Annotated in this window: 15 protein-coding genes; 7 read left to right on the top strand and 8 right to left on the bottom strand. The window is 54.1% G+C overall.

From position 1 onward, the window contains the following. Positions 1-256: 256 nt before the first annotated feature. Both alaA and yfbR read left to right on the top strand, forming a co-directional pair. Positions 257-1,474, top strand: coding sequence for an alanine transaminase AlaA (alaA, locus tag LZ634_RS02785; protein WP_234502246.1), 1,218 nt, complete (start codon positions 257-259; stop codon positions 1,472-1,474). A gap of 84 nt (positions 1,475-1,558) precedes the next feature. After that, entirely contained in the window at positions 1,559-2,158 is a 600-nt protein-coding gene (gene yfbR / locus LZ634_RS02790) for a 5'-deoxynucleotidase (protein ID WP_234502247.1), read from the top strand. 77 nt (positions 2,159-2,235) lie between these two features. On the opposite strand, the gene LZ634_RS02795 is transcribed toward yfbR, so the two are convergent. The 4 genes from LZ634_RS02795 to yfbV all read right to left on the bottom strand — a co-directional run bounded on the left by LZ634_RS02795 (position 2,236) and on the right by yfbV (position 5,872). Further along, complete coding sequence (locus tag LZ634_RS02795) at positions 2,236-4,068, bottom strand: SLC13 family permease (RefSeq protein WP_234502248.1); 1,833 nt, start codon at positions 4,066-4,068, stop codon at positions 2,236-2,238. Positions 4,069-4,169: 101 nt separating this feature from the next. Next, a complete protein-coding gene (locus tag LZ634_RS02800; protein ID WP_265178863.1) occupies positions 4,170-4,841 on the bottom strand; it encodes a sugar phosphatase in 672 nt (223 codons plus the stop codon). Next, the gene (locus tag LZ634_RS02805; protein WP_234502250.1) at positions 4,841-5,335 is read right to left on the bottom strand and encodes a YfbU family protein; all 495 of its coding nucleotides are present in this window, start codon (positions 5,333-5,335) and stop codon (positions 4,841-4,843) included. Before LZ634_RS02805 ends, LZ634_RS02800 begins: the two co-directional genes overlap by 1 nt. A gap of 81 nt (positions 5,336-5,416) precedes the next feature. Then, complete coding sequence (gene yfbV / locus LZ634_RS02810) at positions 5,417-5,872, bottom strand: terminus macrodomain insulation protein YfbV (RefSeq protein WP_234502251.1); 456 nt, start codon at positions 5,870-5,872, stop codon at positions 5,417-5,419. A 462-nt stretch (positions 5,873-6,334) separates the two neighbouring features. On the opposite strand from yfbV, the gene ackA reads away from it, so the two are divergent. Both ackA and pta read left to right on the top strand, forming a co-directional pair. Next, a complete protein-coding gene (ackA, locus tag LZ634_RS02815; protein WP_234502252.1) occupies positions 6,335-7,537 on the top strand; it encodes an acetate kinase in 1,203 nt (400 codons plus the stop codon). Between the two features lie 76 nt (positions 7,538-7,613). Next, positions 7,614-9,758, top strand: a complete 2,145-nt coding sequence (gene pta / locus LZ634_RS02820) for a phosphate acetyltransferase (RefSeq protein ID WP_234502253.1) — start codon at positions 7,614-7,616, stop codon at positions 9,756-9,758. A 95-nt stretch (positions 9,759-9,853) separates the two neighbouring features. Here the strand turns inward: pta and yfcD are convergent, their stop codons facing one another. From yfcD to LZ634_RS02840, 4 genes are all read right to left on the bottom strand, one after another. Next, positions 9,854-10,399 (bottom strand): NUDIX hydrolase YfcD, encoded by a 546-nt coding sequence (gene yfcD / locus LZ634_RS02825; protein WP_234502254.1) that lies wholly within the window; start codon positions 10,397-10,399, stop codon positions 9,854-9,856. 56 nt (positions 10,400-10,455) lie between these two features. After that, entirely contained in the window at positions 10,456-11,007 is a 552-nt protein-coding gene (yfcE, locus tag LZ634_RS02830) for a phosphodiesterase (RefSeq protein ID WP_234502255.1), read from the bottom strand. Positions 11,008-11,063: 56 nt separating this feature from the next. Continuing rightward, positions 11,064-11,708 (bottom strand): glutathione transferase, encoded by a 645-nt coding sequence (yfcF, locus tag LZ634_RS02835; protein WP_234502256.1) that lies wholly within the window; start codon positions 11,706-11,708, stop codon positions 11,064-11,066. Between the two features lie 131 nt (positions 11,709-11,839). After that, positions 11,840-13,258, bottom strand: coding sequence for an aldehyde dehydrogenase family protein (locus LZ634_RS02840; protein ID WP_234502257.1), 1,419 nt, complete (start codon positions 13,256-13,258; stop codon positions 11,840-11,842). A gap of 103 nt (positions 13,259-13,361) precedes the next feature. Here LZ634_RS02840 and LZ634_RS02845 point away from each other — a divergent pair, with 103 nt between their 5' ends. Genes LZ634_RS02845 through LZ634_RS02855 form a run of 3 tightly spaced genes read left to right on the top strand, consistent with a single transcriptional unit; the run spans position 13,362 to position 15,613 of the window. Continuing rightward, complete coding sequence (locus tag LZ634_RS02845) at positions 13,362-14,270, top strand: LysR family transcriptional regulator (RefSeq protein ID WP_234502258.1); 909 nt, start codon at positions 13,362-13,364, stop codon at positions 14,268-14,270. A 54-nt stretch (positions 14,271-14,324) separates the two neighbouring features. Beyond that, entirely contained in the window at positions 14,325-14,687 is a 363-nt protein-coding gene (gene folX, locus LZ634_RS02850; protein ID WP_234502259.1) for a dihydroneopterin triphosphate 2'-epimerase, read from the top strand. Positions 14,688-14,710: 23 nt separating this feature from the next. Continuing rightward, on the top strand, positions 14,711-15,613 hold the full coding sequence (locus tag LZ634_RS02855) for a TIGR01777 family oxidoreductase (RefSeq protein WP_234502260.1): 903 nt from the start codon (positions 14,711-14,713) through the stop codon (positions 15,611-15,613). Positions 15,614-15,817: the final 204 nt, after the last annotated feature.

Below are 15,817 nucleotides of genomic sequence, written 5' to 3' on the forward strand. Positions count from 1 at the left end.
GGAACATTCTTTTTTACTGGATGAAAAACCTGAAAAAACTAGTAATTATGGTTAATTTAACTGTTAAACAATAAATTAACAATAGATATAGCAATGATATTCGCAACCAACCAGTAAAAAAGAATGTTCCAACAGCATGAAATCCACGAAATCTTCTCCTGTTGACCCTTCAAAACCCCCGGGATGCGGAGTACATTATTCCGTGCTGACTTCCACGGCAGGGAGTGGCAATCACAGCTAAAAAGGTCAAAGATTCATGTCACCCATCGAAAAATCCAGCAAGTTAGACAACGTTTGTTACGACATTCGCGGCCCGGTTCTTAAAGAGGCCAAACGCCTTGAAGAAGAAGGCAATAAAGTTCTCAAACTCAATATCGGCAACCCGGCACCTTTCGGGTTTGACGCGCCGGATGAGATTCTGGTTGATGTGATCCGTAACCTGCCAACCGCGCAGGGCTACTGCGACTCTAAAGGCCTGTACTCTGCCCGTAAGGCTATCATGCAGCACTACCAGGCACGCGGCATGCGCGACGTGACGGTAGAAGATATCTATATCGGTAACGGCGTTTCCGAACTCATCGTCCAGGCCATGCAAGCGCTGCTCAACAGCGGCGATGAAATGCTGGTTCCGGCCCCAGATTACCCGCTGTGGACTGCAGCGGTATCGTTATCCAGCGGTAAAGCGGTGCATTATCTGTGCGATGAATCGGCCGATTGGTTCCCTGATCTCGATGATATCCGCGCCAAAATCACCCCGCGCACCCGAGGCATTGTGATTATCAACCCTAACAACCCAACCGGTGCGGTGTATTCCAAAGAGCTGCTGCAGGAGATCGTTGAGATTGCCCGCGAGCACAACCTGATAATCTTCGCCGATGAAATCTACGACAAGATTCTGTATGACGAAGCCCAGCACCATTCGATTGCCGCGATGGCGCCGGATCTGCTGACGGTAACGTTTAACGGGCTGTCTAAAACCTACCGTGTTGCCGGTTTCCGTCAAGGCTGGATGGTACTGAACGGGCCGAAGAAACACGCGAAAGGTTATATTGAAGGGCTGGAGATGCTGGCGTCGATGCGCCTTTGTGCCAACGTTCCTGCGCAGCACGCCATTCAGACCGCGCTCGGCGGCTATCAGAGCATCAGCGAATTTATTACACCTGGCGGCCGTCTGTATGAACAGCGCAACCGTGCCTGGGAGCTGATTAACGAGATCCCCGGCGTTTCCTGCGTGAAGCCAAAGGGTGCGCTGTATATGTTCCCGAAAATCGATGCCAAGCGCTTTAACATTCACGATGACCAGCGCATGGTACTGGATTTCCTGCTGCAGGAAAAAGTCTTGCTGGTTCAGGGCACCGCCTTTAACTGGCCGTGGCCGGATCACGTGCGTATTGTTACCCTGCCGCGCGAAGACGATCTGGAGATGGCTATCAGCCGTTTCGGTCGTTTCCTGTCAGGCTACCACCAGCTGTAATATTGCTCATGGCCGCCGGCATTTGCATCCGGCGGCCATCTCTGCGCACAATGCCTTTACTGAAGTTACTGAGTAAGGGTTGTTATGAGTCAGAGTCATTTTTTTGCCCACCTCTCCCGCCTGAAGTTAATCAATCGCTGGCCGCTGATGCGCAATGTGCGCACCGAAAACGTCTCTGAACACAGTTTGCAGGTCGCCATGGTCGCCCATGCCCTCGCCGCCATTAAAAATCGCAAATTTAACGGGCAGGTGAACGCCGAGCGCATCGCACTGCTGGCGATGTATCACGACGCTTCCGAAGTATTAACCGGCGATCTCCCTACCCCGGTGAAATATTTCAATTCGCAAATTGCTCAGGAATACAAAGCGATTGAGAAAATCGCGCAACAGAAACTGATTGATATGGTGCCTGAGGAACTGCGCGATATTTTCGCACCGCTTATCGACGAGCATCAGAGTAGCGACGAAGAGAAAGCCATCGTCAAACAGGCCGATGCGCTGTGCGCCTATCTGAAATGTCTGGAAGAGTTATCGGCGGGTAATAACGAATTTTTGTTGGCCAAGGGGCGCCTTGAGAAGACGCTGGCCTCCAGGCGCAGCGAAGAGATGGACTATTTTATGTCGGTGTTTGTGCCGAGCTTCCATCTTTCACTAGACGAAATAAGCCAGGACTCACCGCTCTGACTTTTCCCCGCATCACCATGTTCGGCCGGGCTACGCTTTATCGCTAGCCCGGCGTCACGTCTTTTCGTGGAACCCGATCAGAACGGGAACAAAATCGGAATCAGCAGTACGCAGACAATCATCACCAGCACCGTAAACGGCACGCCGATTTTGATGAAGTCGCTAAAGCTGTACTTGCCAGGCCCCAGCACCAGGGTGTTTACCGGTGATGATACCGGGGTCATAAACGCCGCGGAAGCCGCCATCGCCACGACCATCGCGAACGGGTACGGCGACACGCCCATGGATTTCGCTGCCGCCAGGGCAATCGGCGCCATCAGCACCGCCGTGGCGGTATTGGAGATAAACAGTCCGATTGCCGCACACATCACAAACAGGCAACCCAGCATCAGATAAGGCCCCTGCCCGCCGCCAATATCCATCAGCGCTTTCACGATAAGATCGACGCCGCCGGTTTTTTGCAGCGCCAACGCGAACGGCATCATCCCGACAATCAAAATAATGCTTGGCCAGTGAATAGACTTATAGGCGCTCTGGGCGTCAATACAGCGGAATTTACCCATCAGCAGGCAGGCAATAATCGCGGCTATCGGGTTGGGAATTTCATCGGTGAGCATCAGCGCGACCATCAACACCAGACAGAAAATCGCGTGCGGCGCCTGGCTGTGGGCCGGCGAGGCATCGCTGACTTCAATCGGCAGATTGAGCACCACAAAGTCGCGCCCGTTTTGCGCCAGCTGGCTAATCAGCTTCCAGTTGCCGACCACCAGCATAATGTCGCCAAGCTGCAAAGGCTCATCGACCACCGAACCGTCCAGCGCCTGACCATCGCGCTTCATACCCACAATATTCAGGCCATAGCGGGTACGAAAGCCCATTTCACGCACGGTTTTACCCAGCAGTTCAGACTCCGGGATCAGCGAAACTTCAGCCATCCCCACGTCCAGGGCCTGGTCGGAGAAATACTCGCCGCGCAGCACCATCGGCTCCAGCATTTGCTCGCTGATAAACTGGCGCAGATCAATATCGGCCGCCGACATATCGATAAGCAGAACATCGCGCGCACGGAATTCCGACACCCCGTTGACGTTCACAATGACCCGGCGGAATCGACGCCAGCGCTCAACGCCGATGATATTTGCGCCATAGCGCTCGCGCAGCTTCAGGTCATCCAGACGCTGGCCAATCATCGGCGAACCCGGACGAATAGCCAATCGGCGCGCACGGCCGGTCAGACGGTATTCTTTAATCAGATCGCGGAAAGTGCTCCGCTTGCGCCCTTCGCGCGCCGCATGCCCTTCATCACCTTTCAACATGAATCGCATGACCAGCATGTAGAAAATGCCGAGTACCAGCACCACCAGCCCAATTGGCGTCACGCTGAAGAAACCAAAGCCCTCCAGCCCTTCGCGCAGCAGCTCACTGTTGATAACCAGGTTTGGCGGCGTCGCCACCAACGTCATCATACCGCTGATAAGCCCGGCAAAGCTTAGCGGCATCATCAGACGCGAGGGGGAGATATTCATGCGCATGGAAACGCTGAGCACCACGGGAATAAAGATGGCGACCACGCCGGTTGAGCTCATAAAAGCGCCGAGCCCCGCCACGGTCAGCATCAGGTAAACCAACATTTTGGTTTCACTGCTGCCCGCAACCTGCACCAGCCAGGAACCCATTTTGGTCGCCACCCCGGTGCGTACCAGACCGTCGCCGATAATAAACAGCGCGGCAATCAGAATCACGTTGGGATCGCTGAAGCCAGAGAAAGCTTCGCTCAACGTCAGCGTGCCGCTCAGTACGAAGGCGACAATAATGCCTAGCGCGATAGCATCCATGCGTACCTTGCCGCTGGCAAACAGCACCACGGCAATGGCTAACAGACTGAGCACCCAAATCAATTCACCGTTCACAGCACATCCTTGTCATCAAATAAGCGGTAAGGTTTTCAACTTAATGGCGTTAACTATAGTGGCAGAAAAAAGCCCCAACGGTGTGGGGCTAAATCATAAGATCATGCATTCTGCGTGACGTTTACCTGTCCATCCGGCAGCTTTTCAATGCGCAGCGTTGTCAGCGTAGAAAGGACAAAATCAACCTCCAGCAGCTCAGGGGTTTCCGCTGGCACATTCACTGCCGCAACATAGCAGCCTGCCGCCAGTCCGGACTGTACGCCTGCTGGCGCATCTTCCACCACCAGACATTCCTGCGGCGACAGCCCCAGAAGTTTGGCACCTAGCAGATAAGCATCCGGCTGTGGTTTGCCGTGCTGCACCTGTTCTGCAGTGACAAACACCGCAGGCGTCGGTAATCCTGCGGCGCGATGACGAGCATGGGCCACCGGAATCGAGCCAGAGGTAACAATAGCCCACGGAATGGCGTTGGCTTCCAGGTGCTCCAGCAGTTCCAGCGCCCCCGGCAGCGCACGGATCCCGTTAAGATCGGTCGCTTCGATATGCTCCAGACGCAGAAACTCAGCCTGAATCTCCGCCTCTGACTTACCCGGCATAAAGTGCCGTAACGTGGTGATGGCCTGTTTGCCGTGGATATACGCCAGCACCGCATCCGGGTCAACGCCATAGCTTTCAGCCCAGAAATGCCAGGAGCGTTCCACCACCGCCAGTGAGTCTACGAGGGTACCGTCTAAGTCAAAAAGAAAACCTTTACACTGCACGGGAGCCCCCATCAGGCGTTGATAATCTGATTAATTTCGTTGCTGCTCAGATGATACTGACGCGGGCAGCCGTGCCACACGTTCAGCATGCGCTGATATTTATCCCACATCGGGGTTTGCGCATTAAAACCGTGGGTACCGGCATCAAAATGGGTATAACGGCCTTCGATATTCACCATAAAGCGGACGTAACCCAGGAAGCGCGCTTCGGTCGCTGCGTCAAAACCAAGGAAGGTGACGCGGCGCTCATCAATGGTGGCGGCATCTTTCAGGTTGGTCCACGACACGTGCAGCGCGTGATACATCTCCATGATGTCGATGACGATACGGCAGGTCTCTTCTTTGAGTTCGCCAAACTCTCTGTCCAGCTCGCGCATCTGTAAACCATAACCACGTTCAATAATGGTTTGCAGGCGGCGGTAGCGCTCAGCGTTGTCGGGATCAAGCATAGTCATCATTTTGTACTGATTGGACAAAATCAGACGTTGAGCGTGGGTCATTTCCATTTTTCGACTCCTGTTGCGCTTGGCAGCAAAAAAAAAGACACAAATATTGTGTCTTCTTTTATATGCGTTTTTCGCATGTAATTACAAATCATCAAGGAAAGTTTTATCCAGTTGTTTGAAGGCGCGCTTAAGCGTGTCAGCTAACGCCTGATAATCAGGCTTGCCTTCTACCGGTGCCAGCGCTTGTCCGGCTTCCTGCAATTTACCGCGTACCTCATAAAACCACTGTAATGTGGACGGCGGCAACGGGGTAACGGAGCGCTTACCTAACCACCATAATCCCTGCATCGGCAGGCTCAGCGCAAACAGCGCCGTGGCAACGGCTGGGCCAAGTTGCCCACCGAGGGCAATTTGCCAGCACAGCGTAAAGATGGCGAGCGGCGGCATAAAGCGTATGGCGTGGCGAGTCGCGCGAATCACGCGGTTCTCAACAAACACCGACGCAAGTCGCTTCTCCAACGGCCACGTCTTTGAATAGTGCTGCCCCCGGCTGAACAAACTGAAGAAACTGACCGGGCGTTGCTCGGGTGTCGACATGGCTTACCTCAACTTCACGTATAAAAATTAAAATATTTTTGAAAAACAACAACTGGGTATGACATCGTTCAAAAAATTTTGGCATAGCCCCTGCAATCGGGTATCCTGTGCCAGCCTGATATAGCCAGATTCTATACCCGTCGCCTTTCAAGTTGTAGATGCGTAGTCTGCGTCCGTTAACCCCAGTCACATAGTCATCTATGCTTAAGGGGTATCGCGGGCCCGTCGCTTTTCTATCACTCGAAATCCAGAGGGTAAATGCTCTCCGGCAAATCAAATTATTGCATATTCTGCCATTGGCTGAAAATTATGCAAAATGACTTAGAATCAATATGTATTTCTTAGATCATGCCTGAAAAACGTTTCGGGCATGATGTTAATCATAAATGTCGGGGTCATCCTGCGCTACGCTTAATGACTCATTGACGTTTTTTTAGCCACGTATCATAAATAGGTACTTCCATGTCGAGTAAGTTAGTACTGGTTCTGAACTGCGGTAGCTCCTCCCTGAAATTCGCTGTAATCGATGCAGTTAATGGTGAAGAGCACCTCTCTGGTTTAGCCGAATGTTTCCATCTCCCTGAAGCACGTATCAAGTGGAAAATGGACGGCGGTAAACAAGAAGCGGCTTTAGGTGCAGGCGCCGCTCACAGTGAAGCGCTGAACTTCATCGTTAATACTATTCTGGCACAAAAACCAGAACTGTCCGCGCAGCTGACCGCTATCGGCCACCGTATCGTACACGGCGGCGAGAAGTACACCAGCTCCGTTGTGATCGACGAATCCGTGATCCAGGGCATTAAAGATTCTTCTTCTTTTGCTCCGCTGCATAACCCGGCTCACCTGATCGGTATTGCTGAAGCGCTGAAATCCTTCCCGCAGTTGAAAGATAAGAACGTTGCCGTATTCGATACCGCGTTCCACCAGACCATGCCGGAAGAGTCTTACCTGTATGCTCTGCCGTACAGCCTGTACAAAGAACACGGCGTTCGTCGCTACGGCGCACACGGTACCAGCCACTTCTACGTTACTCAGGAAGCAGCAAAAGTACTGAACAAACCGGTTGAAGAACTGAACATCATCACTTGCCACCTGGGCAACGGTGGTTCCGTTTCTGCTATCCGTAACGGTAAATGCGTTGACACCTCTATGGGTCTGACCCCGCTGGAAGGTCTGGTAATGGGTACTCGCTCTGGCGATATCGATCCAGCAATCATTTTCCACCTGCATGACACCCTGGGCATGAACATCGACCAGATCAACAAGATGCTGACCAAAGAGTCTGGCCTCCTGGGTCTGACCGAAGTCACCAGCGACTGTCGTTATGTAGAAGATAACTACAAAGAAAAAGCAGACGCTAAACGTGCAATGGACGTTTACTGCCACCGTCTGGCGAAATACATCGGTTCCTACACCGCGCTGATGGATGGTCGTCTGGACGCTGTTATCTTCACCGGTGGTATCGGTGAAAACGCTGCAATGGTTCGCGAACTGTCCCTGGGCAAACTGGGCGTTCTGGGCTTCGAAGTTGATCACGAACGTAACCTGGCTGCCCGTTTCGGCAAATCCGGTTTCATCAACAAAGAAGGCACCCGCCCTGCCATCGTTATCCCGACCAACGAAGAGCTGGTCATTGCACAAGACGCCAACCGTCTGACTGCCTGATATCACACCGCCAGCCTAGCTGGCGGTGCTGTTTTGTATCCCGCCTGAAACTGGCGGTAACGAAAGAGGATAAACCGTGTCCCGTACTATTATGCTGATCCCTACCGGAACCAGCGTCGGCTTGACCAGCGTCAGCCTTGGCGTAATCCGTGCTATGGAACGCAAAGGCGTTCGTCTGAGCGTCTTTAAACCTATCGCACAACCGCGTAGCGGTGGCGATGCGCCAGACCAGACTACCACCATCGTTCGCGCGAGCTCTTCAACGACGACCGCCGCTGAACCGATGAAGATGAGCCACGTAGAAGCCCTGCTCTCCAGCAATCAGAAAGATGTGCTGATGGAAGAGATCATCGCTAACTACCACACGAACACTAAAGATGCAGAAGTTGTACTGGTTGAAGGCCTGGTCCCAACCCGTAAGCATCAGTTCGCTCAGTCTCTGAACTACGAAATCGCTAAAACGCTGAACGCAGAAATCGTGTTCGTGATGTCTCAGGGTACCGACACTCCGGAACAGCTGAACGAGCGTATCGAACTGACTCGCAACAGCTTCGGCGGCGCGAAAAACACCAACATTACCGGTGTTATCGTCAACAAACTGAATGCACCGGTTGACGAACAGGGCCGTACTCGCCCAGACCTGTCTGAGATCTTCGATGATTCTTCCACCGCGAAAGTTATCAAAATCGATCCTGCTAAGCTGAACAGCACCAGCGCCCTGCCAGTTCTTGGCGCGGTACCATGGAGCTTCGATCTGATTGCAACTCGTGCAATCGACATGGCGCGTCACCTGAATGCCACCGTCATCAACGAAGGCGACATCAACACCCGCCGCGTGAAGTCTGTGACCTTCTGCGCACGTAGCATTCCGCACATGCTGGAACACTTCCGTGCCGGTTCTCTGCTGGTGACTTCTGCAGACCGTCCAGACGTTCTGGTTGCCGCTTGCCTGGCAGCAATGAACGGCGTGGAAATCGGTGCTCTGCTGCTGACCGGCGGCTACGACATGGATCCACGTATCAGCAAACTGTGCGAACGCGCATTTGCGACCGGCCTGCCGGTATTCATGGTGAATACCAACACCTGGCAGACCTCTCTGAGCCTGCAGAGCTTCAACCTGGAAGTTCCGGTTGACGATCACGAGCGCATCGAGAAAGTCCAGGAATACGTTGCTAACTACATCAACGCTGACTGGATTGAATCTCTGACCGCGACTTCTGAGCGCAGCCGTCGTCTGTCTCCGCCAGCATTCCGTTACCAGCTGACCGAGCTGGCGCGTAAAGCGGGCAAACGTGTTGTTCTGCCAGAAGGCGACGAACCACGTACCGTTAAAGCTGCCGCTATCTGTGCTGAACGTGGTATCGCAACTTGCGTACTGCTGGGCAACCCGGACGAAATCACCCGTGTTGCAGCGTCTCAGGGCGTTGAACTGGGCGCAGGCGTAGAAATCGTTGATCCAGAAGTGGTTCGCGAAAGCTACGTTGCTCGCCTGGTCGAACTGCGTAAAAACAAAGGCATGACCGAAACCGTTGCCCGCGAACAGCTGGAAGACAACGTAGTTCTCGGCACCCTGATGCTGGAACAAGATGACGTAGACGGCCTGGTTTCTGGCGCGGTTCACACCACCGCCAACACCATTCGTCCACCGCTGCAGCTGATTAAAACTGCACCGGGCAGCTCTCTGGTTTCTTCCGTGTTCTTCATGCTGCTGCCTGAGCAGGTTTATGTTTACGGCGACTGCGCGATCAACCCGGATCCGACTGCAGAACAGCTGGCTGAAATCGCTATCCAGTCCGCAGACTCCGCAATTGCCTTCGGCATCGAACCTCGCGTTGCAATGCTCTCCTACTCCACCGGTACTTCTGGTGCAGGTAGCGATGTAGAGAAAGTCCGCGAAGCGACTCGTCTGGCCCAGGAAAAACGTCCTGACCTGATGATCGATGGCCCGCTGCAGTACGACGCCGCTGTTATGGCTGACGTTGCGAAATCCAAAGCGCCGAACTCTCCGGTTGCAGGTCGCGCTACCGTGTTTATCTTCCCAGATCTGAACACCGGTAACACCACCTACAAAGCGGTACAGCGTTCTGCCGACCTGATCTCCATCGGGCCGATGCTGCAGGGTATGCGCAAGCCGGTGAACGACCTGTCTCGTGGCGCGCTGGTAGACGATATCGTCTACACCATCGCACTGACCGCGATCCAGTCTTCACAGCAGCAGTAATCCTTTCACCACCCGTTCGCGGGTGGTTTTAAGGCAAAAAAAATCCGGAAGCGGGAAACCGTTCCGGATTTTTTTATGCCTGCGATAGCGTGAATTTACTCGGCTTCTTCCTCAACATGCGCTTCATTATTCGCGTTGCGGGTCATCCACAGCGCCAGCGCTTTCAGTGAGTCATCGGTGAAATCGTCGCAGCGAGCGGTGATCTCTTCCGGCGTCATCCAGCGAACCTCGCTGACCTCTTCTTCCTGCAGGGCAAACGGCCCGTGGGAAACACAGCTAAACAGGCTTCCCCACACGCGACAGTTCTTATCTTCAAAATAGAACTGACCGTGATCGGCAAACGGTACACCAGCAATCCCTAACTCTTCTTCCGCCTCACGGCGAGCAGAGTCCAGTAATGGCTCATCAGCCTGGACGACACCCCCAGCGGTGGCATCCAGCATACCCGGCTGGTAGTCTTTCGTCTCAGTGCGACGCTGCACCAGAATTTTCCCCATGCCGTCATGGACGACGATGTAGGTTGCCCGGTGACGCAGGCACTGCGCGCGCATTTGTTCACGGCTCGCTTGCGCGATGACCTCATTGTCTTCGTTGACAATATCGACCCATTCCGTGCTTGCCAAATGATTCTGCTCGACCATCAGAAAACCTTAAATTGAAAGCGCTCTTACGGCGCGTTTTATGATTGATGGGTAACTTACGGGTTAATAACAACCTCTGCAATAACCCGCTGATCATTGAGTGCTAAAACCTGCAGATTTCTTCCGTCCATCAGCCCATAGCTAGCAGCAAAGCCGCCTTTAGGAATGCTAACCGAACCGGGATTAAATAAGAATATCTCGCCGCGTTTTTCTGCCACCGGCAGGTGCGTATGGCCAAAAATCAGCACATCGCCTGACGCCAGCGGTGGAAGATTATCAGGGCCGTAAAGATGACCGTGGGTCAGAAACAGCCGCTGCGTGTCGGTTAACACCTGCTGCCATGGCGCGGTAATAGGAAAGTGCAGCAGCATCTGGTCAACTTCGCTATCGCAGTTACCGCGAACCGCAATAATTCGCGCGGCTACGCTGTTCAGGCACTCGGCGACCTCGGCTGGCGCGTAGCCTTCCGGAAGCGCATTGCGCGGCCCGTGGTTAAGCACATCGCCTAGAATCACCAACCAGTTCGCGCCGCTGTCGGCAAACAGCGACACCACACGCTCGGCGGCGGGCAACGAGCCATGAATATCCGATGCAAACATCAGCTTCATTAATCAAATCCCTACAGTGATAATCCTTACTATCATAATGGATTATCTCTTCTTTTTCAGCCTGCACGTTTAGCCGATAACGCGGCATAGCGCTGAACAGAGGCACGTTGCCACTGAAAAGCCGCGTACTCGGCGAGTACTTCCGGAACATCATCCCCGTTTAGCACCAGCCGGTTAAGCATCAGCGCCAGGTCACTGTCGGCGATACACCATTCGCCGAACAGATTGGGCCTACCATGCGCCAGAAGCACGCTGGCGGTGTCAAAAAGTTTAGCCGCGCTTTGGCGTCCTGCTTCACTTAATGGTGCTTTTTTCTCACCGGCAAAAACCACCGCGGTAGAGCGCTCTTCACGGATAGGCATGAGATCGCTGCGCAGCCACGCCTGCACTTGCCTTGCGCGGGCGCGTTTTTGTATATCGTGAGGATACAAACGCTCCCACTCCGGCGGCGCAAAACGTTCGTCGAGATATTCGGTAATGGCGGAGGATTCGCTGAGTTCAAAACCATCCACGTCAAGAAGCGGTACCCGGCGGGTAGCGGTGTAGCCCTTCCAGCCGGGTTTCAGATGTTCACCCAGGTTCAGATTGACGGTTTTGAGCGTGAAAGGCAGCCCTTTTTCCTTCAGGGCAACGTACACGGACATCACATAGGGGGAGAAAAAATCGGAGTCTGACCAAAGGGTTATTACAGGCTGGCTCATGGCGCGTCCTCAATCACAGACAACAGATGCACGAACGATGGGCGCAAAAAATCGCTGCCCATCTAACATAATAGCCAAAATAGCCTGTCTACCGGGCGATGTCACTTGCCCACAACATGAGGATTTTGCAATTAGCCAACCACCAGCGTTTTGGGCTCCAGGTAGGCCTGCAATCCCCATTTGCCCATTTCACGCCCCAGACCAGACTGTTTAAAGCCGCCAAACGGCGCCAGATGCTCGTGTTCAAGCGTATTGACCAGCACGCGGCCGGATTCAATCTGCAATGCCATTGTTTCGCCACGCTGGCGGGAACCGCTCAGCACCAGCGCGCTCAAACCGTAATCCGTGTCGTTGGCTATCGCCAGCGCTTCGGCATCATCGGCATAAGGAATGACCACCAGCACCGGTCCGAAGATCTCCTCTCTGGCAATACGCATCTGATTGTGAACGTCGGTAAAGATTGTCGGTTTCACGCTCCAGCCCTTTGTCATACCGCCGACACGCCCTTCACCGCCGACCAGCAAACGAGCCCCTTCTTGTTGCCCAAGACGAATATAGTCCTGAACCCGCTGCCACTGCTTGCGGCTCACCATTGGGCCGATAACCGTCTGCGCATCGCGCGGAGAGCCTGCGGGGAACTGCGCTATCGCCGCAACCAATTCCTGCTCAAACTCCGTTTTACGCGACGCCGGAACCAGAATACGCGTACCGGCAATGCACGCCTGACCGCTATTCATCAAGCCCGCCTCCAGCGCCAGGTGCACTGCAGATTTCAAGTCAGCATCATCGAGGATAACGGTAGGTGATTTACCGCCCAGCTCCAGCGTTACGCGCTTCAAAGTGCGAGCCCCGCTTTCCACAATATGTTTCCCCACCGCCGTCGACCCGGTAAAGGAAATTTTAGCGATATCCGGGTGATGGTTAATCACATCGCCCACCACGTCACCACGACCGGTGACGATGTTAAATACGCCAGCCGGGATCTGCGCCGCGTGCAGCGCCTCGGTGATAATCTGAGTCTGCCAGGCACTCATTTCGCTTGGCTTAATGACGGCAGTACAGCCCGCCGCCATCGCCGTCGCCAGCTTATTACAGATAAAACCCGCATCGCTGTTCCACGGCGTAATCAATCCCGCGACCCCGACCGGGGTCATAACAACTTTGGCCCGTCCAACCGACTCTTCAAAAGCAAAGGTCTTCAGCGCGTCAATTGCACAGCGGATAGTCTGCGCAGGCCAGGCCGCCATCCAGCTAGCGCGTGATGACGGCGCACCATATTCGGTGATAATGGCCTCCAGCAGGTCGGACTCACGTGCCACCACAGCCTGATGCATGCGTTCCAGTACCGCAATACGTTCTTCCCGGGAGGTCCGGGACCAGGCCGGGAATGCCGCTTTTGCTGCCGCAATCGCCCGCTGAGCATCCTCGGCATCCGCCAGGCGAACCTGGCCAATCACCGCTTCCGTTGCCGGATTAAACAAGTCAAATAGCTCGCTGCCGTGTGGGGTCACAAATTCGCCGTTGATATAAATTTTGTCGATGTGCTGCATTATTCTGTCCTCTCATCATGGGATGTCACACAGTATAAGAAACGGCTATCATCGCGATAAGAGGGTATAATGAGGACAAGCTGTCACGAAAATCGGGACAATCATGCACCGTAGCGGTCTGACCGAACTGGAAGTAGTCCTTGCCGTCGCCCGGCAACAGAGTTTTCGCGCGGCTGCACGCGAGCTTGGGCTGTCGGCCACCGCCGTCAGCAACGCCGTCGCGGGACTGGAGGCACGTCTTAACGTGCGCCTGTTTAACCGTACTACCCGCAGCGTAGCCCTGACCGAGCAAGGGCGGCGGTATATTGCACGTATTGCCCCTGCGCTGGCGGAAATTCAGCGCGCGGCGGAAGAAATTACCGCCGAACCCGGAATACCGACGGGCACACTGCGAATCAATGCTCCGCGCGAAAGCGTGTCGTTGCTGTTTAATCTGTTTGATACCTACCTGCAACGTTATCCGCAGATGCGGCTGGATATCACCACCGAGTCGAGGATGATCGATATTGTCGCTGAAGGCTACGATGCCGGGATCAGGCTCGCTGAATCAGTGCCGCAGGATATGATTGCTAGCGCACTCACGCCGGACGCCAGAATGGTTATCGTCGGCTCGCCAGACTACTTTGCCCGCCATGGGATCCCACAAACGCCAGATTCACTCGCAGATCACCACAGCATTGGTATGCGCATGTCACATGGTGGGGTTTATCACTGGGAACTGGAGCGCCATCAGCATAAATTCACCGTCAACGTCCCACCGCGGATGATCGTCAGCGAAATGCAGGTTATCCACCGAGCGGCCCTGGCCGGGCTGGGGCTGGCGTTTATATCAGAGTGGTTTATCCAGGACGATCTCGCTAATGGCAGGCTCATCAGCGTGCTGGATGAATGGTGCCCTGTCTTCGGCGGTTTACGTCTTTACTATCCGGGCCACCGCCACATTCTGCCCGCGTTACGCGCATTTATTGAACTGGCGCACGAACTGAATACCCGCCAGACGCTGCCGCGATAAAGATGCTTTCGTGTATTATGCTCAAGACAACAATAAATAAGGAGAATACCTGCAATGTCCGAGTCCAACGCCATTATTCGCATTAAGAATCTACGCCTGCGCACGTTTATCGGCATTAAAGAAGAAGAGATTGCCAACCGCCAGGACGTGGTCATCAACATTGAAATTCGCTATCCGGCGGAGCAAGCGCGCAACAGTGAAGACATTAACGATGCGTTGAATTACCGCACCATCACCAAGAGCATTATTCGCCACGTGGAGAATAACCGTTTCTCTTTGCTGGAAAAATTAACTCAGGATGTGCTCGATATCGCACGCGAACATCACTGGGTCACTTATGCTGAAGTGGAAATCGATAAAGTTCACGCGCTGCGCTATGCCGACTCGGTCTCTATCACCTTGAGCTGGCAACGCTAGGCGCTCCTTCCCAGGGAGGTCGCATGAAGATTCTGATTACCGGTGGTACCGGCCTCATAGGCCGCCACCTGATTCCGCGCTTATTAACGCTTGGCCACACGGTCTGCGTAGTGACCCGTTCCCCGGAAAAAGCGCGCCAGGTGCTTGATGCGCGCGTTGAACTCTGGCCCGGGCTACAGAATATTTCATCGCTCGACGGCATAGATGCCGTGATTAATCTTGCTGGTGAAGCTATTGCCGACAAGCGCTGGACCGATGCGCAAAAGCAGAAACTTTGCGACAGTCGTTGGACCATAACTCAGCGTATCAGCGAGCTGATTCAGGCCAGCGCCATCCCACCAGCGGTGCTGATTTCTGGCTCCGCCACCGGCTATTACGGCGATCTCGGCGAAGTGGTCGTGACGGAAGAAGAGCCGCCGCATAATGAATTCACCCACAAACTGTGCGCACGCTGGGAGCAAATTGCCAGCAGTGCAGAAAGCGACCGCACCCGGGTCTGCCTGCTGCGTACTGGAGTTGTTCTCGCCGCACAAGGCGGCATTCTCGCTAAAATGCTGCCGCCGTTTAAACTCGGTCTTGGCGGCCCTATCGGCAATGGCCGCCAGTATCTGGCGTGGATACATATTGACGATATGGTCAACGGTATTCTCTGGCTGCTTGATAACAATCTGAGCGGGCCATTTAATATGGTTTCACCCTACCCCGTTCGCAACGAACGGTTTGCTCATGCGCTGGGGCATGCGTTAGATCGTCCCGCGATTTTGCGCGTTCCCGCCACCGTGATACGCCTGCTGATGGGAGAGTCTTCGGTGCTGGTACTCGGCGGCCAGCGTGCGTTGCCCAAACGGATAGAAGCCGCTGGTTTTGTCTTCCGCTGGTACGATCTGGATGAAGCGCTGGGCGATATTCTCGTCAAACGACACTGACAGCACGGTGATAGCGACCCGCTATCACCGCCTTCCCCTGGAATACGCCTCGCATTTCAACTATCTGGTCGATTCACCATAAATACAAACGTGAAGCCGGTTCCAACACGCAGCAAATCCTCCTGTCATAACTGCCTGAGCTATCACTTACCGAACAATTACCGTTGACATTCGTCAACACTCATTTGATACTCAACAGGACAG

This window comes from Kluyvera intermedia (assembly GCF_021440345.1).
In the GTDB taxonomy this organism is placed as follows: Bacteria; Pseudomonadota; Gammaproteobacteria; order Enterobacterales; family Enterobacteriaceae; genus Kluyvera; species Kluyvera intermedia_A.